The 7791-nt window shown below is 70.8% G+C and carries 2 protein-coding genes; one reads left to right on the forward strand and one right to left on the reverse strand.

The window, feature by feature from the left end:
- Positions 1 to 53 precede the first annotated feature (53 nt).
- Positions 54 to 2696: a SpoIIE family protein phosphatase gene (locus ABD317_RS30505; protein WP_344294056.1), complete on the reverse strand. Its 2643-nt coding sequence runs from the start codon at positions 2694 to 2696 to the stop codon at positions 54 to 56.
- 345 nt (positions 2697 to 3041) lie between these two features.
- Here ABD317_RS30505 and ABD317_RS30510 point away from each other — a divergent pair.
- A partial coding sequence (locus ABD317_RS30510) for a HAMP domain-containing protein (protein WP_425582474.1) occupies positions 3042 to 7791 on the forward strand: 4750 nt, incomplete at its 3' end.

Genomic DNA, 7791 nt, shown 5'->3' on the forward strand with positions numbered 1-7791 from the left:
CCGAACAATCTTTAGTACTCAACCCCCGGACACCGTCCGGGGGTTGAGTCATTTCAGGACGCCCCGTTGCCGTTCAGCTGCGCCGGGACCCGCATCGTCAGGATGGCCATGTCGTCCGACGCCGGCTCCGCCGCGAACCGCTCCACCGTCCGCAGTACCCGGGCCGCCACGGCGCCGGCGGTGAGGCCCGTGCAGGTCGTGAGGACGTCGACCAGGCCCTCGTCGCCGAGCATCCGGGTGCCTTCGCGGCGTTCCGTGACGCCGTCCGTGACGCACAGGAGGACGTCGCCCGGGTCGAGGACCAGTTCCTCGCTGTGGAGTTCCAGGTCGTCCAGGACGCCCAGCAGCGGCTGGGATTCCGTGGCCTGTTCCACCGTGCCGTCGGGGCGGAGGCGGAGCGGGGGCGGGTGGCCGGCGCAGACGGTCTTGAGGACGGCGCTGCCGTCGGGCTGGGGCCAGAGTTCGCCGTAGAGGAGGGTCAGGAAGCGGCCGCGGGCGCCCTCGTCGAGGATGGCGGCGTTGAGGCGCTCCAGTACCGCCGGGCCGCCGAAGCCCTCGCGGGCCAGCAGGCGCAGGGCCGTGCGGGCGAGGCCCGTGACGGCGGCGGCTTCCGGGCCCGTGCCGCAGACGTCGCCGATGGCGAAGCCGTAGGTGCCGTCCCGGATTTCGAAGAGGTCGTAGAAGTCGCCGCCGACCTCGTTGCCTTCGCCGGCCGGGCGGTAGATGACCTCGACCTCGACGCCGGGGACGTCAGGAAGGCCCGGGGGCAGGAGGCTGCGCTGCAGGGACTGGCTGATGGTGGTGCGCTCGGAGTAGAGGCGCGCGTTGTCGAGTGCGAGGGCCGCCCGGCGGGAGAGGTCCTCGGCGAGTTCGAGGATCTCCTGGCGGAAGTGCTCGTCGGCCGGCTTGCCCAGGACGAGCATGCCGATGACGCGGTTGCGGGCGACGAGCGGCAGCACAACGGTTTCGCCACCGACGGTCGCGGCCGTGGCCAGGGATGTTTCGGCGTCTTCGGCGACGGTCGGGTTGCCCACGATGCTGAGGCTGAGGAACGAGCTGCGCATCGCCAGGGTGTGCGCCGCGTCGCCGGGGCCGCGCCACAGGCGGGCGCCCGGGACGAGGACGGCGTCCGGCGGGTCGATGCGGGAGAGCAGGGCGCGCAGGTCGTCGATGCGGTCCTCGTCCTCGTGCAGGACGTAGCTGAGTTCGGGCTCTGCCTGCTCGGGGAGGGTGTAGACGGCGCACCAGCTGGCGAGCGTGGGGACGATCATCTGGGCCATGAGGGCCAGCGTCTGGTCCCGGTCGAGGGTGCCGGCGAGCAGGTCGGACGCCTCGACGAGGAAGGACAGGGAGCCGCGGCGCAGCCGCTCCAGCTCGCCGAGGCGGGCGGATTCGACGGCGAGCGCGATGCGGTCGGCGGCGAACTGCAGCCGCAGGGCCTCCTCGTTGGTGTAGCGGCCGGGCATCTCGGCGGCGACGCCGAGGGAGCCGGTGAGCCGGCCCTCGACCTTCAGCGGTACGGAGACGACGGACCGCATGCCGGTGGCGGCCAGCAGCGGTACGGCGTCGGGGTCGGCCATGAGGTCCTCGTGGACGGCCGGGAGGCGGGCGGACCCGTAGCGTCCGGTGCCGGTCTCGACGGGGACGCGGGCGAACCGCTGGCGGGCGGAGGGCAGTCCGGTGGAGGCGCGTACTTCCAGTTCGGTTTCGTCGTCGGTGGCGAGCAGCAGGTACGCGGCGTCGCCGGCGAGCATGTCCCGGGCGCGCTCGACGGTGCGCTGGAGCAGGCCGTCGAGGTCGTCGGGGGAGGGGGTGCCGATGAACGCCTCGAAGGAGTCGCCGCCGGGGAAGGCGCCGGTGCGGCCTTCGCCGCCGGAGGTGTCGCCGCCGGAGGCGCGCAGCGGGCTCTGCAGGACGGCGCGCTCGCGGTCGCGGACCATCAGGCAGATCGTCGACGGGTCGCCGGAGGTGCTGCGCATGCGCATGTGCGAGGCGTACACGGGGGTGACGCGCCCGTCGTTGCAGCGGATGCCGTACGAGCCCTCCCAGCGGGAGAGCTGGAGGGCCTCGACCAGTCCGGTGCCGGTGCCGGGAGTGTGCGGCCAGGCGGCGAGGTCGCCGAGGGGCTTGCCGATGACCTTCTCCGGCTCGTAGCCGAAGAGGTCGCGGGCGTCGTCGTTCCACTCGCTGACCAGGCCGCCGCGGTCGATGCGGACGACGGCGACGCGGATGCGCTCGTCGGCCAGCGGCAGCTCGTCGACGGGCAGTTCCGGCCCGGCGGCGCGGGTGCCGGCGGCCGGCTCGGCGACGTTGAGCTGGAACCAGACGCACTTGTGCTCGGCGGTGTAGTCGACGCCCCAGCGGCTGGCGAGCGCGGCGCAGAGCATCAGGCCGCGGCCGCCCTCGCGGTCAAGGGGGGTGGGCTGTTGCGCGGGGCTGTGCAGCGGCAACTCGCGTTCGGCGTGCCGGTCCGCGACCTCGACCCGTACCGCGTCGGCCATACGGACACAAAGGACATCCACGGCTGTACCGGCATGGATTATGGCATTTGTGACAAGCTCACTGGTCAGTACGACGGCGTCGTCGGTAGCCTCGGGGTAGCCCCAGCCCTGGAGGGTGTCGCGGACGAAGGTCCTGGCCGCGGCGACGGAGCGCCCGACCGGCTCGAAGGTGGCCGCAGCCCGCGCGGTGCTCACCAGTTCTCCTCTCGATGTGCCACTCTCCCGGTCTAGGGATGGACGGCGGATGCCAGGGTACTTACCTTCCCCCTGCGGACAGATGCCGGATCCTTCTCTTAACACTCGGAAAGTGCGCCTTAGCCGCCGAACTGTTATGGCCTGCCAGGGCCGGGGTGAAACACTGGGAGGGCTTCGGAGGGAGCCCGAGGCGAACGTCGACCCTGCGGGAGGGACACAGTGGAGTCTGACGCGAGCGCGCAGGGTGCGAGTACGCGCACGAAGGGCGGACGCTCCCGGACGGCCTCCGGGACGACACAGGTCGACACGGCCTCGCTCTACCGCATGCTGGGCGCGCTGGAATCCATGCGTGACGGAAACTTCCGCAAGCGGCTCCGGGTGAGCGGCGACGGCGTGATGGCGGAGATCGCCGAGGTCTTCAACGAGGTCGCGGAGCGTAACCTGCACGTCACCGGCGAGCTGTCGCGGGTGCGACGCATGGTCGGCCGGGAGGGCAAGCTGGCGGAGCGGCTGACCGCAGGGCCCTGCGAGGGGTCGTGGGCGGCGGCGGTGGACGCCTCGAACGCGCTGGTCGACGATCTCGTACGGCCCCTGGCCGACGTCGGCCGGGTGCTGACCGCGGTGGCGGAAGGCGACCTGCAGCAGCGCATGGACCTGCGGCCACAGGGCCAGGACGGCATCCCGCACCCGCTGCGCGGCGAAGTGCTGAAGATGGGCCGTACGGTCAACGGCCTGGTGGACCAGCTGTCGGTGTTCACGGACGAGGTGACCCGGGTCGCCAGCGAGGTCGGCACCGAGGGCAAGCTCGGCGGCCAGGCGAAGGTGCGGGGGATGTCCGGGTCCTGGAAGGACCTCACGGACTCCGTGAACACCATGGCGTACCGGCTGACCGCCCAGGTCCGCGACATCGCCCTGGTCACGACGGCGGTCGCCAAGGGCGACCTGTCGCGCAAGGTCACCGTCCACGTCGACGGCGAGATGCTGGAGCTGAAGAACACCGTCAACACGATGGTCGACCAGCTCTCCGCGTTCTCCTCCGAGGTGACCCGGGTGGCCCGCGAGGTGGGCACCGAGGGCGAGCTGGGCGGGCAGGCCCGGGTCGAGGGCGTCGGCGGGGTGTGGAAGGACCTCACCGACAGCGTGAACCTGATGGCGGGCAACCTCACCGCCCAGGTGCGCGGCATCGCGCAGGTCACCACCGCGGTCGCCAACGGCGACCTGTCGCAGAAGGTGACCGTGAGCGCACGCGGCGAGGTCGCCCAGCTCGCGGACACGATCAACACGATGACCGAGACGCTGCGCACCTTCGCCGGCGAGGTCACGCGCGTGGCCAGCGAGGTCGGCGCGGAGGGGCGGCTCGGCGGACAGGCGCAGGTGCCGGGCGCGGCGGGGATCTGGAAGGACCTCACCGACTCGGTGAACACCGCCTTCTCCAACCTCACCCGGCAGGTGCGCGAGTTCGCGCAGGTGACGACGGCCGTGGCGAACGGCGACCTGTCGCAGAAGGTCACGGTCGACGTGGCCGGCGAGATGCTGGAGCTGAAGAACACCGTCAACACCATGGTCGACCAGCTGTCGTCCTTCGGCTCCGAGGTCACGCGGGTCGCCCGCGAGGTCGGGGCCGAGGGCGAGCTGGGCGGGCAGGCGCAGGTGCCGGGCGCCGCGGGCACGTGGAAGGACCTCGTCGACTCGGTCAACACGGCCTTCCACAACCTGACCGGCCAGGTCCGCAACATCGCGCAGGTGACGACGGCGGTCGCGAACGGCGACCTGTCGCAGAAGGTCACCGTCGACGTCTCCGGCGAGATGCTCCAGCTGAAGAACACCGTCAACACGATGGTGGACCAGCTGTCCTCCTTCGCCGACCAGGTCACGCGGATGGCGCGGGACGTGGGCACCGAGGGCCGGCTCGGCGGGCAGGCGCGCGTCGAGGGGGTCTCGGGCACGTGGAAGGACCTGACCGACTCCGTCAACTCCATGGCGAGCAACCTGACCCTTCAGGTCCGCAACATCGCGCAGGTGACGACGGCCGTGGCGCGCGGTGACCTGTCGCAGAAGATCGAGGTCGACGCCCGCGGCGAGATCCTGGAACTGAAGAACACCATCAACACGATGGTCGATCAGCTGTCGTCGTTCGCCGAGCAGGTGACGCGGGTGGCGCGCGAGGTCGGCACCGAGGGCCGGCTCGGCGGCCAGGCCCGGGTGCAGGGCGTCGCCGGCGTCTGGCGCGACCTGACGGACTCGGTCAACTTCATGGCCGGCAACCTGACCGGCCAGGTCCGCAACATCGCGCAGGTCGCGACGGCGGTCGCGCGCGGTGACCTGTCGCAGAAGATCGACGTGGACGCCCGGGGCGAGATCCTGGAGCTGAAGAACACCCTGAACACGATGGTCGATCAGCTGTCGTCGTTCGCCGAGCAGGTGACGCGGGTGGCCCGGGAGGTCGGCACCGAGGGGCAGCTCGGCGGCCAGGCGGAGGTGCAGGGCGTCTCCGGTACGTGGAAGGACCTCACCCAGTCCGTCAACTCGATGGCGAACAACCTGACCTCCCAGGTGCGCAGCATCGCCGAGGTCACCACCGCGGTGGCGCGCGGCGACCTGTCCAAGAAGATCACCGTCGACGCGCGGGGCGAGATCCTCGAACTCGTGACGACGGTGAACACGATGGTCGATCAGCTGTCGTCGTTCGCCGAGCAGGTCACGCGGGTGGCGCGCGAGGTCGGCACCGAGGGGCAGCTCGGCGGGCAGGCCCGGGTGCGCGGGGTCTCCGGCATCTGGAAGGACCTCACCGACAACGTGAACCAGATGGCGGTCAACCTGACCAGCCAGGTGCGCAACATCTCCCAGGTCGCCACCGCCGTCGCCAACGGCGACCTGACCCGTACGGTCACCGTCGAGGCCCGCGGCGAGGTCCAGCAGCTCGCCGCCACCGTCAACACCATGGTCAAGACGCTGTCGTCGTTCGCCGACGAGGTGACCCGCGTGGCCCGCGAGGTCGGCACGGACGGCCGGCTCGGCGGCCAGGCCCGCGTGCCCGGCGTCTCGGGCACGTGGAAGGACCTCACCGAGTCCGTGAACTCGATGGCCTCCAACCTCACCAACCAGGTGCGCAACATCGCCATGGTGACCACCGCCGTGGCCAGCGGCGACCTGTCGAAGAAGATCGACGTGGCCGCACAGGGCGAGATCCTGGAGCTGAAGACCACGATCAACACGATGGTCGACCAGCTGTCGTCCTTCGGTGACGAGGTCACCCGGGTCTCCCGCGAGGTGGGCACCGAGGGCCGCCTCGGCGGGCAGGCGCGGGTGCCGGGGGTCTCCGGGATCTGGAAGGACCTCACGGAGTCCGTGAACCTGATGGCGAACAACCTGACCAGCCAGGTGCGGCAGATCGCGCAGGTGGCCACCGCGGTGACCCGCGGCGACCTCAACCTCAAGATCGACGTGGACGCCTCCGGCGAGATGATGGAGCTACAGGACCACATCAACACGATGATCGTGAAGCTCCGCGAGACCACCATCGCCAACAAGGAGCAGGACTGGCTCAAGGGCAACCTCGCCCGCATCTCCGGCCTGCTGCAGGGCCGGCGCGACCTCGCCGACGTGGCCCGGCTCATCATGAGCGAGCTGACGCCGGTGGTCGCCGCGCAGCACGGCGCGTTCTTCCTGGCGCAGCGCACCGGCGCGGAGGCCGTGGTCGAGATCGGTGCGGCCAGCGGGGACGACGCGTACGAGCTGCGGATGATCGGTTCGTACGGGCACTCCGGCAGCGAGCTGCCGCAGGTGCTGCGGCCCGGCGAGACGCTGGTGGGCACCGCCGCGCAGGAACGCCGCCCGATGATCATCGACAACGTCCCCAAGGGCTATCTGAAGATCGCCTCGGGGCTGGGCGAGGCGCCGCCGGCGCACGTCGTCGTGCTGCCGCTGATCTTCGAGGGCCGGGTGCTGGGCGTGGTGGAGCTGGCGTCGTTCCAGCCGTTCACCCAGATCCAGAAGGACTTCCTGGGCCAGATCGCCGAGGTGATCGCCACCAGCGTCAACACCATCAGCGTCAACTCCAAGACCGAGGTGCTGCTGAGCCAGTCCCAGGAGCTGGCGGCGCAGCTGCGCGACCGGCAGGGCGAGCTGGAGGTGCGGCAGAAGGCGCTGCAGGAGTCCAACGCCGAGCTGGGGGAGAAGGCCGAGCTGCTGGCCCGGCAGAACCGCGACATCGAGATCAAGAACGTCGAGATCGAGGAGGCCAAACAGGGCTTGGAGGAGCGGGCCGAGCAGCTGGCGGTCTCGATGCGGTACAAGTCCGAGTTCCTGGCGAACATGTCGCACGAGCTGCGCACGCCGCTGAACTCCCTGCTGATCCTGGCCAAGCTGCTCGCCGACAACGGCGACGGGAACCTGACGCCGAAGCAGGTGGAGTTCGCCGAGACGATCCACGGCGCCGGCTCCGACCTGCTGCAGCTCATCAACGACATCCTCGACCTGTCGAAGGTCGAGGCCGGCAAGATGGACGTGAGCCCCACCAGGATCGCACTGGTGCAGCTCGTCGACTACGTGGAGGCGACGTTCCGGCCGCTGACGGCGGAGAAGGGCCTCGACTTCTCCGTACGCGTCTCGCCGGACCCGCCCGCGACGCTCAGCACCGACCAGCAGCGGCTGCTGCAGGTGCTGCGCAACCTGCTGTCGAACGCGGTGAAGTTCACCGACAGCGGGGCCGTGGAGCTGCTGATCCGCACCGCCCGGGACGACGTGCCGGCGGCCATCAAGGAGCAGTTGCTGGAGCAGGGCGCGCTGCGCGACCCGGACGCGGAGCTGATCGCGTTCTCGGTCACCGACACCGGTATCGGCATCCCGGCCACCAAGATGGGTGTGATCTTCGAGGCGTTCAAGCAGGCCGACGGCACGACGAGCCGGAAGTACGGCGGCACCGGGCTCGGGCTGTCGATCAGCCGGGAGATCGCCCGGCTGCTGGGCGGTGAGATCCACGTCGACAGCGAGCCGGGCCGCGGCTCGACGTTCACGCTGTACCTGCCGCTGCACCCGACCGAGCTGCCGGCCCCCGGGCGGCCGGGCACCCCGGCGGGCGCCGCCGCCGCGCTCG

Origin of the sequence: Streptomyces synnematoformans (assembly GCF_039531005.1) — a bacterium.
In the GTDB taxonomy this organism is placed as follows: domain Bacteria; phylum Actinomycetota; class Actinomycetes; order Streptomycetales; family Streptomycetaceae; genus Streptomyces; species Streptomyces synnematoformans.